The sequence below is a fragment of the Pedobacter segetis genome, from assembly GCF_016623585.1.
In the GTDB taxonomy this organism is placed as follows: domain Bacteria; phylum Bacteroidota; class Bacteroidia; order Sphingobacteriales; family Sphingobacteriaceae; genus Pseudopedobacter; species Pseudopedobacter segetis.
The window spans coordinates 1-19,305 of the sequence record NZ_JAEHFY010000020.1; the positions used below are offsets into that span (position 1 = coordinate 1).

Here is a 19,305-nt window from a genome sequence, read left to right on the forward strand (position 1 = left end):
TGAAGCAAAAAAAGCTGCGGGTTACATCAAAGGAGCTTTATCAGCAAATATCCCCGTAATAGTAGCCGTAGATTACGCCCCTGGCTCACCAAGTGGTAATCCAGATGGAAAAACAGACCATTTCATTGTGATTGTAGGCATGGGTTCAGATTCTAAAGGTAAATATTTTAGGTTTTTCGATAGTGCAACAGCTAACTTATGGGATGGAACTAGTTTAAGAAATAAATTATATTATAATTCTACTACTGGACTGATAAAAGGAGCAACATCTATTCCAAATTCAAATACAAATCTTTATCGAGATTCAAAGAATAATATAAGTTATACAATTACCCATGTAAGGAGGAGCAAGTAATGAAAAAAATAATTTATATATTTTATTTGTTCCTTATATTTTTAGGATGTAAAGAAACATTTGCACAAAACACTATTTGCAAGATATCATCATCTTTAAATTCATCGGATACTTTTAAAGTAAAGGGACATATAAGGAGCATTATAATGAGATTTGGGGATGATCCAAGATTGATGTACATGCAAAAAAATGGAATTTTGAAAATTAGAGATTTTCAATCTAGTGTAGAATTCAAAATTAACGGATGCAATAAATATTATAATTTTTATTATGAAGTTAAGCCAGAAAACAAAAATAAAATTCCTGATTTTAATAATTTAAGACCATCGCAAGAATTTATTTTTACCTGCATTATTTTCAATGACAAAAACATACCTCCAAGTTATTATAAAGGGGAACCTTTTGTTATAATAAAAAAAATCGAAAAAGCTAACTAGTAAAAGGTAAATGAAAACATTATTTATTATTGCAATGTCTTTTTTATCATTAAATTTTTGTGAAAAAGAAAAGCATTCTCAATGCGACCCTTTCTTAGAAAAAAATAATTTAATTGACACAATTGAGGTAAATGTTGAATTATTAGATATGGTTCAACTTCCAAGTATTCCAGCACTTTTTTATCTATAAAAGAAGAAATTATTACACTCTAAAGACTTTGACTGTAGTTTAAGATTTAGACCGTTTGATTGTAAAAATATTTTTAATTTTATTTGTGGAGCCCCTAAAAGTTCAAATAAAATTCTTAATTCAAATTTTCCAATTAAAGTTATATTAAAATGCGTAGTGTATAAAGACATTAATATCCCTGGTTGTCGTAATGATGGTTACTTTACAACAATTATAGATGTGAGAAATGTGAAGTAATTTAAGTTATTAAAATAAATAATAGAAATTAGTTGAGTGAGGTTTATTAGACTTTCTAATAATTATACTGCTAATTTTTAAAACGTAGTAAACTATTTCGATCTCTTTTAAGATTTGAATTGTGCAGTTAATTCTTTGGACAGATTAAACGTGAAACAGTATGGAAAAAATTGCTACAGCTAACCAAAAGTCCTATGCCAAACGATTTGGGGGTAATCTTTAAAATCATTGAATCCTAAAACAAATTAATTATAGAAAGATCTAATTTAACGCTGGATCGTTAGGGAAATTAACAATATGGGCGTATTTTACACCCATGTTTACAACGGCTTCTTTCCATAAATCATAAGCATCTTCATCAAAGATCATTTCAGAGTTGTATTTTTTAGAAACCATCCAGCTGTTTAATGCCAATTCATCATCTAATTGATCTTTAGACCAGCCAGAGTAGCCGATAAAAAACTTAATTTCATCATCTTTGATGTTGTAATTATTGATGTGGGTTTTTAAAGGTTCAAAATCGCCACCCCAAAACAAACCGTTTCCTAAATCAAGCCCATTTGGTACCCTATCGGGGCAATTATGTATAAAATGTAAGGTATCTGTAGCCACGGGGCCCCCATAATAAACCTGGAAATCAGCATCCCAACAATCAGGGATTATATCTTTTAGAACAAAATCGCTTTTTTGGTTCAAAATATATCCCACAGAACCCTCTAAAGAATGCTCTGTAATTAAAATCACGGCCCTTTTAAAATTAGGGTCGATCATAAAAGGCTCAGAAATCAATAAACTACCTTTAGTTGGGATATCTTTTGTAAGCATACCCTATAAACGTTTTGGGATATAAAAAAGTTTTTTGGCGATCTAAGATCATATTTAATGTCATTTTATAAGTTCTCAGTTCTTATAACCATTATCTATTACCTAAATACATTCTTTATTTAAAAACATTCTTTAAAACCATTTCACAATAGTTAAGTTTGTTCTATCATGAGTATCGATAAAAAGACCATCCAAAACCTACGGCAAGATTACCGTTCTGCCTCTCTTTCTGAAGAGGATGCAACCGAGAGCCCTTATCAATTATTTGAAAAATGGTTTACTGAAGCACTCAAAGCAGAAGTTTTAGAGCCAAACGCCATGACGGTTGCCACTTGCAATACCAATTGCATCCCATCGGCTAGGATCGTTTTATTGAAAGGGTTTAATGAGGATGGTTTTGTGTTTTATACCAATTATGAAAGCCAAAAAGGTAAAGAAATTGAACAAAACCCTTATGCTGCCTTAGTGTTTTTTTGGGGAGATTTGGAGCGACAAGTACGTGTGGAAGGCGTTGTAGAGAAAGTGAGCGAAGAAGAATCTTCTAATTATTTCCATTCTCGCCCCAGAGGAAGCCAGTTAGGTGCTTTAACCTCACCCCAAAGCGAAACTATCCCCAACCGCCAGTTTTTAGCCGATAAGTTAGCGAAATTGGAAAAAGAATACGAAGATAAAGAGATCACAAAACCAGAAAATTGGGGCGGTTACAGGGTAATCCCTAACCGGATTGAGTTTTGGCAAGGCCGCTCTAACCGTTTACACGATCGCTTGGCATACGTTCAAGAAAAAGACCAATCGTGGAAATTTGAAAGGCTTGCACCATGATCATCCATAAAATAAAAGAAATTCTGATTGCCAAGTTTGGCGATACTGTAATAATTGATGAGGAATTAGACCAAAAACAACCTGCTTTGATCATCGATCCAGATTTGATCGATCAAGTTTGCCTTACTTTAAGAAACCATGAAGAATTATGGTTCGATTTTCTTTCTTGTTTAACAGGCGTAGATTATGGTTTGGAGCAAAAGAAATTTGGTGTAACCTATCATTTAAGTTCCATCATCAAAAACCATCAGATAGTTTTAAAAACCTTTAAAGAAAACGATAGGGAAATCAACAACCTACCTGTTTTTAAAAGTATCTGTGCTGTTTATAAAGCTGCCGAATGGCATGAGCGGGAAGCTTTTGATTTGTGCGGTATTTATTTTGAGAACCATCCAGACTTACGTAGAATATTACTTCCCGATGATTGGGAAGGTTATCCTCTAAGAAAAGATTATCAAACCGCAGAAAATTATCATCAAATTAAAATCGATTTTTAAATTTTGCTAGAAACCAATACATATAATTACCAAGAAGCTTTAATCCGTTATCAAGAAAAAATTAAAGCCGTTGCCGCACAAGAGATGGTGCTCAATCTGGGGCCTCAACATCCTAGTACACACGGTGTTTTAAGGTTAGAATTGATTACCGATGGTGAGATTGTTAAAGAGGTAATCCCTCATATCGGTTACCTGCATCGCTGTTTCGAAAAACATGGCGAGTCTTTAAATTATGCCCAGATAATTCCTTACACCGATCGTATGGATTATCTAGCCTCTATGAACAATAACCACGCTTTTGTGATGGGTGTTGAGCGGATGTTGGGTATTGAGAACAACATCCCGAAACGGGTAGAGTACATTAGGGTTTTGGTTTGTGAGCTTAACCGTATTGCCTCGCACCTGATCGCCATTGGCACCTATGGAATAGATATTGGTGCCTTTACCCCTTTTCTTTGGTGTTTTAGAGATCGTGAGCACATCATGAATATGCTAGAATGGGCTTCTGGTGCAAGGATGCTCTATAATTATATTTGGGTGGGCGGTTTGTTTTACGATATTCCGGTTGGTTTTGAAAAACGCTGTGAAGAATTTGTTGCTTATTTTAAGCCAAAAATGAAAGAATTAAACCAGTTGCTAACCGATAATCAAATCTTTATTTCTCGTACAGCTAATGTTGGTGTTTTACCTTTAGATGTGGCCATTAATTATGGTTGCTCTGGCCCTATGCTGCGTGGTTCTGGTTTAAAATATGATTTACGCCGTGTTGATGAATATTCTGTTTATCCCGAGATTGATTTTGAGATTCCTTTTGCCAAAGGCGAGATTGGCCAGGTTGGCGATTGCTGGAATAGGTATAAAGTAAGAATTGATGAGATCGAAGAATCTTTGAAAATTATTGAGCAGTGCGTAAAAAAATTGACCAAAGAACACAAACGTACCACAGAATTTGATCCAAGAGCTTTAGTGCCTAAGAAAACTGTCCCAAAGGCACAAGATTTTTATGTGCGGGCAGAAAACCCAAAGGGAGAAATCGGTTTTTATTTTATAGCTGATGGCCGTTCTGATAAACCTTTTAGGGTAAAATCTCGCGGGCCAAGTTTCTGCAACCTATCTGTATTGCCAGAAATTTCTAAAGGCGTTATGATCGCAGATTTAGTGGCAATAATTGGTTCTTTAGATATTGTGCTGGGTGAAGTGGATAGGTAGGTAATTGATATTATGAGGGTTAAATATTTTGATCCAGATTATTAGGTCATAAAAATAAAAAGCGGAAATTTATTTCCGCTTTTTATTTATCTAATCAAATAGTTTATAACTATGGTTTTATAAACATACCTGCAATAGCAGAAACAGCCTCTTTGCTTAAAGGTTCATCAAAACTCTCAACCGCAATTTTCTTGGATGTTTTTGTACCGGTAGTAGCACCATTTAACGTTGTAACATCTAATCCACCTTGCATTACATTATCTTCGCCTTTAAAATTATCATCAGCAGCTGGCACACCAGAATCATTAGCTTGTCCGTTTGCACCCAAAGAAATCCAAGGAGTAATTACCCCTGTTACCCCGCTTGCCGCAAAGGCCCTCCTCATCTGGCGGATATGTGAAGCGTGACGGGCTTCTACCGCATGGATACCCAAAGCGGCGGTTAAATAAACCTTGTTTCCTAATAAATTAGGTGCTTGCCCTTTATATGCCCTTACACCAGTATCTTCAAAAACCTGCGCCACCGCTAAATAAGTAGCGTAATTTTCAAAAACATCGTTAAAAGTACCATTTGCGGTAAAATCAAAATTTGGTTTTGTAACAGGGGTACCGTTATTAGCTTTTATAGTATTCACTAAAAAAGTTACGTGGGCACTTTCATCTGCCTGAATTTGTTTTAATGCGGCAGCGGCTGCACTATTACCAGCTGTACCAGTGGTAAAGGCTAAACTAGAATTTCCTTTAATGTAAAATTCTGATTCTAGGTATTCTAATGTTAAAGCAAAATTTAAAACATCATTAACACTATTGCTGGTTTGCCCATAGGCTTTATTAAATAACGTACCTAAAGCAAACGGAAGAGCAGACAATGCAACTTTAGAACCAAAACTAGTTATATTTTTAATTGCTGCCCTACGTGGGTTTAATCTATCTGTAATTTCAGGATCGATTGTTTCTATATCCTTTAATATTTTTAAAAAGTCCATTTTGTTTTATTTAAGAAGGTAAATTACTTGCGTTGATTTCTGTAACAATGTATTTTTTGGCCATTGTTAAAACCTCTATGGGCGTTCTACTGTTATTAACAGCATTAGCATCTACTACATCTGGCCCCACAAAAGTACCAGGGGTAATTAAATCCCTAATTAAAGCTGCATGGCGAGCTTCAACAGAAACAATCTTACCTGCTAATGTTAAATAATCGGCACTCTTAATCAAATAACCAGCTCCGTTATAAGCTGTTACACCTAAATCTTCAAAAGCTTTTGCAGATGCCAAAACACTATCTCTACTTGCAAAATTTATGGAAGAAAAATCAACTTCTAGGCCGGGGATGGCACTATTTCCCAAAGCTGCTTTAAAAAATTCTCTATGGGCAACTTCATGGTCGCGTATTGCGGTCATATAGGCACTTTCGGTAGATGAAATACTAGCATACGGCGTTAGCGCCACTTGGGTATAAAATGCAGCCTCTAGTTGCTCTAGCGCATAAGCATAATTTAATATACCTATATCTCCGGTACCTAAATCAATGCCTCTATTAAAATTGTCGTCTTTTTTACAGCCTGCGGCTACTAAGGCAATACCTGCTGCGCTGGCTCCTGCATATTGCAAGAAATTGCGACGTTGCATACTTTTAGAGAAAAATGTTTCATTTTCTACTTGCAACTCTTGATCATCTTTTTCAAAATTTTTCATAAGAATTTAATTTTTTAGTTTAAAAATTGTGTTTACAAACTTAAAAACGATAAAAAATGATATTTGGATGTTAATTATCAAATTAAAAATATGATTTGCCTAATCATTTTTTATTTATTCGTTTGTTTATGGGGGATGCTATAATTGTTCCAAAAAATAATATTTAACCAAAATATTCTGATTTAGAAATGCCTTTTTTAGTTTAAAAAACCAAACAAATTGACGGATGAGCATACCTAGAGCATTATTTTGCTTGTGAAAATATCCTAAATAAAAAATTTATAAAGTATTGGGTTATCGCTATTAAAAATAAAATTGTTGTATTTTGATAAAAACGTTTTTTTAGGTTTTAATAAAATAATTAAATCGCTTTTTTTATTAAATTTATCTCAGATATGAGAAAGTTTTTATCAATTTTATTTGCAATTATAGCTTGGTTTGCAATAATAGCACAGTATATTTTAATGTTGAACGCAAGTACCACAGGTTTTGCAGATACATCCATCAGGTTTTTTAGCTTTTTTACAATTCTTACCAATATTTTGGTGGCCATTTATTTTACCAACCAAGCATTCGTAAAAAATTATGCTCATAAAGCATTTTTAAATAAAACTGGTAATTTAACCTCAACTACGGTATATATTTTAGTGGTTGGGCTAGTTTATCAGGTTATTTTAAGAAAAACATGGACATTTACTGGTTTAAATAAAATAGTAAACGAGCTTTTACATTCTTTAATCCCCATCTTGGTTTTATTGTTCTGGTATCTTTACGAAGAGAAATCTATCATCAAATGGAAAAGTATATTGGGTTGGTTATTATACCCATTGGTTTATCTGATTTTTATTTTGATTAGAGGTTATTTTACCAATTATTATCCTTATCCGTTTGTTAACGTTCTAAATTTGGGTTTAAGCCAAGTGATCATCAATAGTTTAATGATCATGATTTTATTTATAACCATTTCTTCCGTTTTAGTGGGGTTGGGTAAAAAGATCGATAAAGATTGATGAGCTTTTAATTTTAAAGTTGTGCTGATAATCCTTTTCCTTAAAGGATAAACAAGGTAAATTCTAATAATCAGTTAAGAATTTCATCATTATTGCCTACAGCAATCTCAAAATTTATCACTCACTAATTATATTTTTTATATTTTTGCCCAAACCAAACCAGCTGATGCAAAATTTAACTCTTCTTAGCGGTAAAAAATTCCAGATCACTTTAGAAAGGCTTTGTCATCAATTGATAGAAAATCACAACGATTTTTCTAATTCGGTAATTTTAGGGATACAACCTAGGGGAATTTATCTTTCCCAACGCATCTCAGACGAACTAAAAAATATTTTACCCAGTGCTAAAATCCAAAACGGGATATTAGACATTACTTTTTATCGCGATGATTTTAGAAGAGGCGATAATCCACTAGTGCCAAACAGCACCCAAATTGATTTTATTATAGAGGGGAAAAAAGTTGTTTTAATTGATGATGTATTATGGACCGGCAGAACCATTAGAGCCGCCATGGATGCCATGTTGGCTTTCGGCCGGCCAGAAAAAGTTGAACTTTTAGTTTTGGTGGATAGACGTTACAGCCGCCAATTACCAATAGAACCCGATTATATAGGCATAAAGGTAGATTCTATCTCCTCACAAAAAGTAGTGGTAAGCTGGAAAGAGGCAGACAAAGAAGATAAAGTAGTTTTAGTTTCAGAGAATTAAAAAAGAATGTCAGAAACAGCGCAAAAATTAAGCAGCAAACATCTTTTAGGCATCAAAGACCTCAACAAAAAAGATATTGAGCTTATTCTAGAAACCGCCAACACTTTTAAAGATGTTATCAACCGCCCAATAAAAAAAGTACCCTCTTTAAGGGATATTACCATTGCAAATATCTTCTTCGAGAATTCTACCCGTACAAAATTATCTTTCGAGCTGGCTCAAAAAAGACTTTCTGCAGACGTGGTTAACTTTGCCGCATCAAGTTCATCTGTAAGCAAAGGAGAAACCCTGATAGATACGGTAAATAACATCCTATCTATGAAAGTAGATATGGTAGTGATGCGGCACCCTTACCCCGGTGCCGGTGTGTTCTTGAGCAAACATATCAATGCCCAAATAGTAAATGCAGGCGATGGCGCACATGAGCACCCTACCCAGGCCTTGTTAGATGCTTACTCCATCAAAGAAAAATTAGGCGAAGTGGCAGGCAAAAAAGTAGTGATAGTGGGTGATGTTTTACATTCTCGGGTTGCCTTATCAAACATTTTATGCTTACAAAAATTGGGTGCAGAAGTAATGGTTTGCGGCCCAACAACATTGATCCCAAAATATATTGGCACACTTGGGGTAAAAGTAGAGCATAACTTGATAAAAGCTTTAAACTGGTGCGATGTTGCAAATATGCTTAGGATACAATTAGAAAGGCAGGATATTAAATATTTCCCTTCTTTAAGGGAATATTCTATGATGTACGGCCTCAATAAAAAAATACTGAACAGCCTCGATAAAGAAATAGTGGTAATGCACCCTGGCCCTATTAACCGTGGGGTAGAGATCACTAGCGATGTTGCAGACAGCAAACAATCCATAATATTAAACCAGGTCGAAAATGGAGTTGCCGTTCGGATGGCCGTTCTATATCTTTTGGCCAGTCAAAAAGCTTAAATCCTTAAAAATTTTGTTCTGTTCATATTATCAAAGAATAAATTGCGTTAATCTTGCTTATTAACACTTGTTAGTTAATTATGTTAATAAGATTAAAAAGCTTAATGTAATTTAGATTTTCCACTTGGTCATAATTATGCGAAAAATAATCATCGTCTTTACCTTATTTTTTACTTCGTCAACTTTGCTATTTGCTCAATTACCTGCTTATTTTGATATAAATTCAAAGTATAAGGGCGCAACAGAATTGTTTGAGCAAGGGAAATTTGCAGCTGCCTCTTCCCTATTTTACGAGGTAGGAAAAGACAAGACCGTACAAACCCCGCAATCTTTCAATAATACCTTTACCTCTAATTTAAAAGTGAATAGCGAATTTTACAGAGCGGTTTGCGCCCTAGAGTTAGGTAACGATGATGCAGAGCAACTTTTTAAAAGGTTTATCAAAAACCACCCAGAAAGCCCCAAAGCCAAACAAGCCTATTTTCAGGTTGGTAAATATTATTTTAACCAAGGAAATTATGAAGAAGCCTTAAATTGGTTCACAAAAGTTAGCTCTATTGATCTAACCGGTAAAGACGATACAGAATATAAGTTTAAAACCGCCTATTCTTTTTTTGAAACCAAAGATTATGCTAGTGCAAAGCCCTTATTTGGTTTAATAAAGGATGAAAACTCTCAATATAGCGAACAGGCCACCTATTATTACGCCTATATTGCTTATGCAGATAAAGAATATGATATTGCTTTAAAAAACTTCGAGAAATTAAAAAATTCTGAAAATTATAAAGAAAGTTATCCATACTACATATCTGCCATTTATTTTTTGGATAAAAGATATGACGATGTAATTGCTTACGCCGTACCAATTGTAGAAAACACCAAGCAATTAAACGAGACAGAAATGCTTCGCATTATTGCAGCTTCTTATTTTGCAAAAGAAGATTATAACAATGCCCTTTCTTATTATGAGCGTTTTATGAAACGTGATAATGGCAAAACCCAAAACAACCAAGACAGTTATCAAATTGGCTATACCTATTATAAACTTAAAAAATATAACGAGGCCATTGTTCAATTAGGCAAGCTCATCAATGATAAATCTAATTACAGCCAAGCCGGATTATACACCCTTGGCGATGCCTATCTGACCAAGCAAGATAAACGATCGGCCAGAAATGTTTTACAAGTAAGCTCTAAATTAGATTTTGATAGGGAAATTAAAGAAGATGCTTTATTTAATTTCGCCAAACTTTCTTATGAATTACAGTTCAATTCTATTGCTTTAGATGCCATTCAACAATATTTAAAAGATTATCCCCGTTCAAAAAAGCTGATAGAGGCTAAAACCTTATTGGCAAAATCTTTGGCGAGCACAAAAAATTATCGCGATGCTATAGATGTATTAGAAGGTATAGAAAATAAATCGGCGGATGCCAAAGAAGCTTATCAAAAAGTAACCTATTTTAGGGCATTAGAATTTTACAACGAACGAGCATTTGAAAACGCGATCGGTCTTTTCTTAAGATCTAAAAATTATCCTGTTGATAAAGATATTTTGGCACTTTCTACCTTTTGGTGTGCAGAAGCCATGTATGAAGTAAGAAAATACGGGGAATCGGTAGATAACTTCGAGACTTTCTTAGGAATGCCCGCCGCTAAAAACACCGATCTTTATAATTACGCAAATTATGCCTTGGGTTATGCGGCTTTAGAAGGCGAAAGTTATCCAAAAGCAGCAACCTATTTTGCTAAATTCCTTAACGGGAACGAGAAAGACCCAAAAACCATAAAAGATGCAACATTAAGATTGGCAGATGCTTATTTTGGTGCCAAAAATTATGGCAGCGCATTGGCTTATTACAATAAGATAATTTCACAAGGTGGCACAAGTGAAGATTATGCCCTTTTTCAAAGAGGAATTATACAAGGTTTGCAAAACCAACCGGATGCTAAAATTGCCACTTTACAATCGCTTTTGAGCAAATTCCCAAATTCTAACTATGCAGATGATGCAGGTTTTGAAATCCCTTATACCTATTTTTTAATTGGGCAGGGAGATATTGCCAAAACAGATTTAACCACATTTGTTGCTAAATATCCTCGTAGCTCTTATATCCCAAGGGCATTGGTTACCATTGGCCTGGTAAACTATGATCAAAAAAACGATCAAGCTGCTTTAGAAACCTTTAAAAGAGTGGTTAGCGAATACAAATCTACAGATGAAGCACAACAAGCCCTTAAATTGATTCAAAAAATTTATGTAGATATGGGCAACGCTACAGATTTCATAAATTACGCAAATACCACATCCATTGGTAATTATACCACTTCAGAACAAGATAACATCATGTTCCAGGCTGCCAACACACAATATCTAAGGGGAAACTGGGAAGGTGCAATAGAATCGGTAAATGCTTATTTTGATAAGTTTCCAAAAGCCATCCAAGACAAGCAAGCTAAATTTATTAGGGCAGAGAGCTATAAAAATTTGGGCAAGTTTGCCCCTGCCATTATAGATTATGAATACATCTTAAACGATTGGACAAGTGAATATACAGAAAAGGCATTGGTAAGTATTTCTAAAATATACCTAAACAACAAACAATATAACGAAGCTATTGTGCATCTTAAAAAATTAGAAATAGCGTCAGAATATAAGGCAGATTATTCTTTTGCAATAAATAATCTAATGATTTGTTACGCAGGCATTAAAGTACCAGATCAAACTTTGCTTTATGCAGATTTAGTGAAGAATTATGAAAAATCATCTGAAGATGATAAGTTAAAGGCTGGCCTTTACAGCGGAAAAGCCTATTTAATGCAAGGCGATACCACAAAAGGAAAAAAAGAACTAGAGCAAGTTGCAAAGGCTACAAAATCTATTGTTGGTGCAGAAGCACTATATAACGTTGCAGAAATCCAATATCTTCAAAAAGAATTTAAGGCTTCACAAAAAACCTGTTTTGATCTGGTTAACAATATGCCAAATTATGATTATTGGTTTGCTAAAACCTTTATCCTATTAGCCGATGATTATGCAGCACAAAAAGATAAGGTACAGGCAATAGCCACTTTAAAATCTGTAATAGATAATTATGAAGGTAATGATGAAATACTACCTACCGCAAAAGATAAACTGAAAAAACTAGATACCAAATAAGAACATGACTAAGCAAATTTTTAAAGCAAGTTTTTTACTATTATCTGGTTTAATAACTAGTTCGGCATTAATTGCACAAACTAAACCAGTAGAAAAACCTGTGCCCGCTGCCGTAAAAGATACTTCAAAAACTGCCGTTTCAGAAGAAGTAGAAGTGGTTAGGTCTTACAAACCCGTTTTGGCAGATGCCGTAAAGATTAGAAAAAGCCCCAACCTTAACGATACCCGTCCATTTAACCCTAAAATGACCTATGATTTAATGGATAAAAGGTTAGAATTAAATAGCGGGATTAGGGAATTGGAGGCTCAGAAATTGATTAAACAGAAACAAGATGAGCTTAAAAATAATTTCGCAAAACTGGGCTTAGGCAATTTGGGCACCAACCTAGCTCAACTAAACATTGCTACCGGGCAAGATGAAGCTTTACAAGCGGGTTTCAACTTTAACCACCTAGCAATGAGCGGTAAGTTAAACCAACAAAAAATCAGCAAGCAAACTATTAAAGGTTATGCAAGAAGTATTGGCGATGCTACCATATTAGAAGGAAAATTGAGCTACGATAGAACAGGTACTTACTTTTATGGGATAGATCCGAACGGTAGCTTTACAAACCCAAATCCCGAAAGGCAAAAATTTAATTATTTTGAGGCAAAAGGATTAGTGATGAACCGTAACGATGCAACAGAAACCAACAATTTTGATTATGCAGCAAAAATTAACGCTTCTTTATTTAACAATGCTTTTGATGCAAAAGAAACCGCTTTTATAATTTCTGGAGGTTTAGGAAAAGACCTAGATAAATTTCATTTGGGGGCAAATGCAAGCATAGACATTACAACAAGCCAAGATTCTGCTTATAGTTTTAACAATAACCTGTTCAGATTAAACCCTTATATACAATTTAAAACCGATAGATTTAGGTTTACCGGAGGCATTAATTATGTGAACGAGTTTGGTGCCAACCAAAGGATAAACATTTTCCCCGCGGCCAGCTTAGATTTTATGCTGATCAAAAATTACCTAACCATTTTTGGTAATTTGGGCGGCGATGTTGATAAAACCTTGTTAAAAGATTTAACGGATTTTAATCCCTATCTAAATACCAATGTAAATTTAAGAAATACGGTTAAAAAGATTGATGTAGCAGGAGGTATTAGAGGCACTTTAGCTCCAAACGTTGGTTATAAAGCAATGGTAAGCTATCAAACCGTGTCGGATTTAAGCTATTTTGTAAATAATATCGATAAAAAACAAAAATTTGATGTTGCTTATTTTTCAGGCAATACCAACATCATCGGTTTTGATGGCGAGTTGAACATTAATTTTTCTGATGATTTTAATTTAGATAGTAAAGTTCAAATTAAACAATACAATAATAATACAGAACAATTTGCATGGCTTAGGCCTGGCTTTGTCCTAACATCTACCGCATCTTTTAAAATTATTGATAAGGTAAAACTATCTGGGGATTTGCTTTTTCAAGGAGAAACAAAAGCTAAGATATTAAATCCTGACCTTAGCGTACCTCCAATGCCATTGCCTCCAATAATAACCGTAAAAACCATTAAGGCTTTCGCCGATATAAGCGTTGGCGCAGAATATCAATACGATAAACAGATTTCCGCGTTTTTTAGGGTTAACAATATATTAGGCAACGAGTATGAAAAACTGCCTTACTATCCTAATTATGGCATCAATATTTTAGCAGGTTTGCGTTATGGATTTTAGATTTAATCTTTCCAATAACACTAATTAAATTTACATTTACGGTAAAATGGATATCACACCTTATTTTTCAGCTTTGCTAAACCAAAAAGATCAGATAATTGTACCTGGTTTAGGTAGGTTTTTCAAAAAGAGGACTGCCGGTTTTTATGATGAAGAAAGTAAAAGTTTTTATCCGCCCATCAATAAAATAGATTTCTCTACAGATTACCTTCACGATGATAAATTGGTGCACCTGATCAGCCAGAATGGCAATATATCTTTAACTTCTGCTTATGCAATGTTAGATGAATATGTAAGGGAGATCAAAAACCTTTTAAAAACCGATGATATAGAGATTAATGGTATCGGCAAATTATCATCACACAGTGGTAAACTAAAGCTAGAATCGGCAGTAGCAAAAAGCTTAAACAAATCTTTTTTTGGTTTGCCAGATATTGATACTCAATCACCTTTACTCATTGGGCAAGAAGAAGAAACCTATAGCCTGGCACAACAAGCGATGATTACGGCAATGCCAGCAGATTTTGTGGAAGAAAGAGAACCGAGGAGTATCTGGAGCATGATCTTGATGATATTGGCGGTTGCAATTATAGCCGGTGCTATTGGGCTTTATTTTGCAAAACCAGATTTTTATAAAAACCTTATTACCAATATACAGACCATAGACTTTAACATCAAACCTAAAAAAGCAACCAATCCGGTTGTTATAAACGCAAATAAAGAGGATCTGCAAAGGGCAGATTCTATCATGAACAGCAAAGGGAATGATGATATTGAAAATAAATTAAAAGCAGATGGTTTTGATGTAGAAAAACCCAGGGATTCTACAGACGTTTCTATAAAACCCAAAGTAGAGCCTAAAAAAGGCGAATTTAGGTATGAGATCATCATAGGTTTATACATGACCAAGGAAGAAGCGCAAGAAAGAGTGAAACAACTAAAAAGCTACCAGATCAACGCCTACATTTTAGACGATAAAGATGGCCCAATGGTTAAAATTAGCGGCGCCACACTTTACAACAATGATGATGCAGAAAAAGAATTAAAAAGGATAAGAAAAGAGATCAATCCCGAAGCCTTTAAAAAAGCATATAAAATCTTAAAATAAACTAAATAATGTACTTACAAGATACAACTGCCTTACAGCCACTTGCAGATACCGCAAGCAATGCAATATCTGCCTTAAAAGCAACCCCTTCCCAAGATTTGAGTTTATTTGAACTGCTTACCAAAGGAGGTTGGGTAATGATTCCACTCACCATATTGGCACTTTTGGCACTCATTATTTTCTTTGAGAGGTACCTTACCATTAGAAAAGCAAATAAAGATGAGTCCCAATTATCGATGCAGGTAAAATCAAGTATCAAAACCGGGAATTTAGATTCGGCGATAGCCATTTGCAAAAGCAGCAACACCCCACTTGGGCGGATGTTACAAAAAGGTTTGCTAAGAATTGGCCGGCCCATTAAAGATATTGAAGGTGCAATTGAAAATGTTGGGAAGTTAGAGGTTTCTAAGTTAGAGAACAATATCGGTATTTTAGGCGTAATTGCGGGTATAGCACCCATGCTTGGCTTTGTAGGAACCATTATTGGGGTAATCACTATCTTTCACGATGTTTCTGTAAAAGGAGTTATAGAAATTGGTACCATCTCTGGCGGTTTATACATCAAAATGATCTCATCCGCAACGGGATTGATCATCGGTATCATTGCCTATATTCTTTATCATATTTTAAATGCGATGGTAGATAAAGTGGTACTTAAAATGGAAACGGATACCATTGAGTTTATTGATTTACTAGAAGAACCGGGACGATGAATTTTAGAAAAAAAGCAAGGCCACACGTAGAGGTACATACATCTGCATTAAACGATATTATGTTTTTCTTGCTGTTGTTTTTTTTGCTGGCATCAGCAGTTGTAAACCCTAACGTGGTAAAATTGTTCTTACCGCGTTCAAGCTCGGGGCAAGCATCACCGCAAAAAACCATCAATGTTTCTATAACCAAAGATTTGCAATATTATGTAGAGAAAGAGCAAGTACCTTTTGCCGCTCTAGAACAAAAAATAGCAACTTACCAACAAGCAAATCCAGATTTAACCGTTATTCTTTATGCTGATAATAGCATTGCGATACAAAATGTGGTAAGTTTAACAGACATCGCTAACAAGCTTAAAATAAAATTAGTATTGGCAACAGAGCCTCAGAAATGATTGCGTTAAACCAAAAAAACCCAGATAACAATTACCCAAAAGCTATTGCCATATCCATAGCTATTTTGGTTGCTTTGTTGTTATTGAGTATTTTTTACATCGTGAGCAAGGCAACACCCCCAGAAGAGGTGGGTGTAGGCGGCATCATTGTTAATTATGGCACTTCTGATGTTGGTATGGGGAATGATTACATGAGCGTAGAAGACCCCTCTGTAGATCCAAATGCAAATGGCAAGGCACCAGACAAAATTACCCCTAACAAAGAAGTTACCCAAAATTCTCAAGCGGTAAATTCTGATAATAATATTGTTACAGACGATAATTCTGATGCCGTAAGTTTAAATAATAAGGCAAAAGCCACCAATAACGCCCCAACCCAAAAAACAGAGGACAAGCCCAAAGCACCTGTTATCAATCAAAATGCGCTTTACAAGGGCAACAAAAACAAGGGAACAGGTACAGGAGATGGTACAGGAGACCAGGCTGGCAACCAAGGTAAAAAAGAAGGAGATCCTTTGAGTGATAATTATAACGGATCGGGTTCTGGTAATGGTGGTGTTGCACTTTCTTTAGCAAGCAGAAGGTTTGTTAATTTACCATCTATAAAAGATGATGGGCAAAAATCTGGTAAAGTGGTGGTAGAAATTAGGGTAGATAAAAATGGTAACGTTACCAGCGCAAAAGCGGGTGGGCGTGGTACTACCTTAACAGATCCAACACTTTGGGATAAATGTGAAACTGCTGCGCTGGGTTCTCGTTTTAATACCTTAGAATCTGCCCCTGATACCCAAATCGGTACGATTGTTTTTAATTTTAAAGTGAAGTAGGTTAAAGGCTTTAAAGTCAGAAGTTTAAAGTCTGCTGCTGTCCGCAAACAGAGCTGCTCTGCTTGATTATATCTTTTAAGAAACATGCCTAAGAGCCTTACAGACTTCTGATTGCCGTCCACTAACTCTCTTAAAAACCAATCCCTACAACCAAAAAGATTGCACTTAAAATCATCATGATAAATACCAATGGCATGATAAATTTTAGCCACGCTTTATAACTTACCTGCACCATCAACAAAGCGGGAAAAACCGATCCGGTTGGCGATATTAGAAACATAATACCAATGCCAAATAAATAAGAATTTACAATTTCCCTACCAGGGAGATTTAAGATTATGGCCAATGCACCAATAATGGGCATGGTTAATACAGCCATCCCAGAAGATGAACTCACAAAAATGGCAAAGAAGAAATAGAAAAGCATTATGCCGATAATAAATATACTTGGCGAAAAATGCTGCACCAAATTTGAAGCATAAAACAAGATAGAATCGCCCACAAAACCTTCGTTTAAAACAATGGTAACCCCTCTAGCCAAGCCAACGATCAATGCTACAGATAGTAAGCTTTCTGCACCTTTTATAAATTCTGCCACAAACGTTTTCTCCCCCATTCGCCCAATTATCCCAACCAAAATAGCCGAACCAAAAAACAATGCCGACATTTCCAACGTCCACCAATCAAAAAACACAATCCCAACAACCATTCCTGTAAACGTGAGAAAGAAAATCAACAACAAAAATTTATTTTTTGTATTGAGTTTTATCTGTGGGGCATCTACATCAATACTAAATTCAAAAGCAGATTTTATGGCGCCGTCTATTTTATAAGCGATGGATTGTTTAGGGTCATTTTTTACTTTAGCGGCATATTTTAAAATGTACCAAACAAGTATCGAGGTTGCGATCACAAAAAACAAAAGTCGTTCATAAAGACCATCTGTCCAGTTTATGCCTGCAGCATTAGAAGCAATAATTACCGCAAACGGATTGGTAAAACTAGCTATTGCTCCAGTACAAGTTCCTCCAAAAACAATCGCCAAGGGCACAATTAGATCATAACCTGCTGCTATAAAAAGTGGTACTAAAACAGGATAAAACACGATGGCTTCTACATCCATCCCATAAGAGCCCCCTAAAAACGAAAAGATAGAAGTTAAGATGATGATGAGCAGTTTTTCTTTTCCTTTCATCTTTTGTGCTAAATATTCCACTCCGTTAAACATGGCCTCCGTTTTATTAAAAACCGCCATAAAACCACCTATAAAGAGTATAAATAAAATAATATCGATACTATCCATTACCCCTTTTATGGGTGCTTCTAAAATTTGTATAAAACCTTGTGGTTTAGCGCTAAGTTTTTGATAAGTATTTGGAACCGAAATTGCTTTGCGAATATCGCCGTTAATAAATTTTTGGATCGGTATTCTGATAGAAAGGCTATCTAAGGTTTTTTGTTTAAAGGGTAATGAATAACTTTTGTTTGGCGAGCTGATCACAAAGCTTTTATTGCCCTCTACCGTAAGCTTGCTATACTCGCCCGCCGGTAAAAGCCAAGTACTTATTGCAGCTACAATAATTACCAACATCATTAAAGTGAGTGGTGTTGGAAGGCTTTTAGCGTTTATGATTTTCATTTGGATTATTTTCTTATCTATTTTTGTTTGAAAAATTGTAACCTATTTTCTCAAAACATTCATCAAACTATCCTCCGCTCCTGCTTTCATCTTTACCACCTCATCCATAATTGGATTTGGTATGGTGGCAGATAGGATATATTGTTCAATCTTCCAACTTTTTCCCTGCTTTACCAAAACGCCAGAACCTCTACAAATTTTCATTTGTGTGTTTAACAATTCATCAAACCAGGCTAAATTTCCAGTTTTATCAAAATAGATATGTCTTTGTAAAGATTTGAAATTCCATGCTTTACCCCTATCAAAAAATGGTTTTGCCCAAACCATAAACTCCTTTTTGTTCCAACGTTCTTTAGCATCTGTCCCTGTAAAAATGGCATCATCACAATAAAAATTAAAATAAGTGCTATAATCAGCCTTAGCAGCAGCAACGTTAAAAGAATCTAGCATTAAATTGATGTTTCTCTTTTCTGAAATAATATCAAATTTGTGTGATTTCTTAGCAGATAACGTATTGTACGCAAATATCCCAATCCCTAAGACTAATATAATGTAAACGATGCGATTCATATTCTTTAATGTGATTTAAAAAGATTAAGCTATTTTAAATATCCATAAAATTTTATAAGAATAACATACCTGAGGCAATCTTTATAAAAGCTTAACAAGGATTAAACGCCGTATGACCAAAATTTTTTTATATCGTAAAGTTACCAACCCAAGACTCCATGCTAGGATATTTCTTTCCATAAGCTGAACTACGATGTTCTACAATTTATAAAAAGCAAAAAATCCTTCAAC

20 protein-coding genes are annotated in these 19,305 nt (G+C 34.9%); 15 read left to right on the forward strand and 5 right to left on the reverse strand.

The window, feature by feature from the left end:
- The 3 genes from I5M32_RS13340 to I5M32_RS13350 all read left to right on the forward strand — a co-directional run.
- A partial coding sequence (locus tag I5M32_RS13340) for a C1 family peptidase (RefSeq protein ID WP_200587194.1) occupies positions 1-355 on the forward strand: 355 nt, incomplete at its 5' end.
- A complete protein-coding gene (locus tag I5M32_RS13345) occupies positions 355-792 on the forward strand; it encodes a hypothetical protein (protein WP_200587196.1) in 438 nt (145 codons plus the stop codon). The genes I5M32_RS13340 and I5M32_RS13345, both read left to right, overlap by 1 nt.
- Before the next feature lie 10 nt (positions 793-802).
- A complete protein-coding gene (locus I5M32_RS13350) occupies positions 803-982 on the forward strand; it encodes a hypothetical protein (RefSeq protein ID WP_200587198.1) in 180 nt (59 codons plus the stop codon).
- A gap of 498 nt (positions 983-1,480) precedes the next feature.
- On the opposite strand, the gene I5M32_RS13355 is transcribed toward I5M32_RS13350, so the two are convergent.
- Positions 1,481-2,044, reverse strand: coding sequence for a YqgE/AlgH family protein (locus tag I5M32_RS13355; protein ID WP_200587200.1), 564 nt, complete (start codon positions 2,042-2,044; stop codon positions 1,481-1,483).
- A gap of 168 nt (positions 2,045-2,212) precedes the next feature.
- Here I5M32_RS13355 and pdxH point away from each other — a divergent pair, with 168 nt between their 5' ends.
- From pdxH to I5M32_RS13370, 3 genes are all read left to right on the forward strand, one after another.
- Positions 2,213-2,866 (forward strand): pyridoxamine 5'-phosphate oxidase, encoded by a 654-nt coding sequence (pdxH, locus tag I5M32_RS13360; RefSeq protein ID WP_200587202.1) that lies wholly within the window; start codon positions 2,213-2,215, stop codon positions 2,864-2,866.
- Positions 2,863-3,363, forward strand: coding sequence for an NADH-quinone oxidoreductase subunit C (locus I5M32_RS13365; protein WP_200587205.1), 501 nt, complete (start codon positions 2,863-2,865; stop codon positions 3,361-3,363). Before pdxH ends, I5M32_RS13365 begins: the two co-directional genes overlap by 4 nt.
- An 84-nt stretch (positions 3,364-3,447) precedes the next feature.
- A complete protein-coding gene (locus I5M32_RS13370; protein WP_234461961.1) occupies positions 3,448-4,572 on the forward strand; it encodes an NADH-quinone oxidoreductase subunit D in 1,125 nt (374 codons plus the stop codon).
- Positions 4,573-4,681: 109 nt separating this feature from the next.
- On the opposite strand, the gene I5M32_RS13375 is transcribed toward I5M32_RS13370, so the two are convergent.
- Both I5M32_RS13375 and I5M32_RS13380 read right to left on the reverse strand, forming a co-directional pair.
- Positions 4,682-5,557, reverse strand: coding sequence for a ferritin-like domain-containing protein (locus I5M32_RS13375; RefSeq protein WP_200587209.1), 876 nt, complete (start codon positions 5,555-5,557; stop codon positions 4,682-4,684).
- Between the two features lie 10 nt (positions 5,558-5,567).
- A complete protein-coding gene (locus I5M32_RS13380; RefSeq protein WP_200587211.1) occupies positions 5,568-6,269 on the reverse strand; it encodes a ferritin-like domain-containing protein in 702 nt (233 codons plus the stop codon).
- Positions 6,270-6,664: 395 nt separating this feature from the next.
- On the opposite strand from I5M32_RS13380, the gene I5M32_RS13385 reads away from it, so the two are divergent.
- The 9 genes from I5M32_RS13385 to I5M32_RS13425 all read left to right on the forward strand — a co-directional run bounded on the left by I5M32_RS13385 (position 6,665) and on the right by I5M32_RS13425 (position 16,865).
- Positions 6,665-7,279 (forward strand): Pr6Pr family membrane protein, encoded by a 615-nt coding sequence (locus tag I5M32_RS13385; RefSeq protein WP_200587213.1) that lies wholly within the window; start codon positions 6,665-6,667, stop codon positions 7,277-7,279.
- A gap of 166 nt (positions 7,280-7,445) precedes the next feature.
- Positions 7,446-7,988: a bifunctional pyr operon transcriptional regulator/uracil phosphoribosyltransferase PyrR gene (gene pyrR / locus I5M32_RS13390; protein WP_200587215.1), complete on the forward strand. Its 543-nt coding sequence runs from the start codon at positions 7,446-7,448 to the stop codon at positions 7,986-7,988.
- A 6-nt stretch (positions 7,989-7,994) separates the two neighbouring features.
- Entirely contained in the window at positions 7,995-8,933 is a 939-nt protein-coding gene (locus I5M32_RS13395) for an aspartate carbamoyltransferase catalytic subunit (protein ID WP_200587217.1), read from the forward strand.
- A gap of 136 nt (positions 8,934-9,069) precedes the next feature.
- Complete coding sequence (locus I5M32_RS13400) at positions 9,070-12,093, forward strand: tetratricopeptide repeat protein (protein ID WP_200587219.1); 3,024 nt, start codon at positions 9,070-9,072, stop codon at positions 12,091-12,093.
- A gap of 4 nt (positions 12,094-12,097) precedes the next feature.
- Positions 12,098-13,822 carry a TonB-dependent receptor gene (locus I5M32_RS13405; protein ID WP_200587221.1) on the forward strand — a complete coding sequence of 575 codons (1,725 nt, stop codon included), beginning with the start codon at positions 12,098-12,100 and terminating at the stop codon, positions 13,820-13,822.
- A 46-nt stretch (positions 13,823-13,868) separates the two neighbouring features.
- Positions 13,869-14,930, forward strand: a complete 1,062-nt coding sequence (locus I5M32_RS13410) for an HU domain-containing protein (RefSeq protein WP_200587223.1) — start codon at positions 13,869-13,871, stop codon at positions 14,928-14,930.
- An 8-nt stretch (positions 14,931-14,938) separates the two neighbouring features.
- Positions 14,939-15,643, forward strand: a complete 705-nt coding sequence (locus I5M32_RS13415; RefSeq protein ID WP_200587225.1) for a MotA/TolQ/ExbB proton channel family protein — start codon at positions 14,939-14,941, stop codon at positions 15,641-15,643.
- Positions 15,640-16,038, forward strand: coding sequence for an ExbD/TolR family protein (locus tag I5M32_RS13420; protein WP_200587227.1), 399 nt, complete (start codon positions 15,640-15,642; stop codon positions 16,036-16,038). The genes I5M32_RS13415 and I5M32_RS13420 overlap by 4 nt, the downstream gene beginning before the upstream one ends.
- On the forward strand, positions 16,035-16,865 hold the full coding sequence (locus tag I5M32_RS13425) for an energy transducer TonB (protein ID WP_200587229.1): 831 nt from the start codon (positions 16,035-16,037) through the stop codon (positions 16,863-16,865). Before I5M32_RS13420 ends, I5M32_RS13425 begins: the two co-directional genes overlap by 4 nt.
- A 130-nt stretch (positions 16,866-16,995) precedes the next feature.
- On the opposite strand, the gene I5M32_RS13430 is transcribed toward I5M32_RS13425, so the two are convergent.
- Together I5M32_RS13430 and I5M32_RS13435 are read right to left on the reverse strand one after the other, a co-directional pair.
- Positions 16,996-18,504: a YfcC family protein gene (locus I5M32_RS13430; protein ID WP_200587231.1), complete on the reverse strand. Its 1,509-nt coding sequence runs from the start codon at positions 18,502-18,504 to the stop codon at positions 16,996-16,998.
- 42 nt (positions 18,505-18,546) lie between these two features.
- On the reverse strand, positions 18,547-19,074 hold the full coding sequence (locus I5M32_RS13435; RefSeq protein WP_200587233.1) for a nuclear transport factor 2 family protein: 528 nt from the start codon (positions 19,072-19,074) through the stop codon (positions 18,547-18,549).
- Positions 19,075-19,305: the final 231 nt, after the last annotated feature.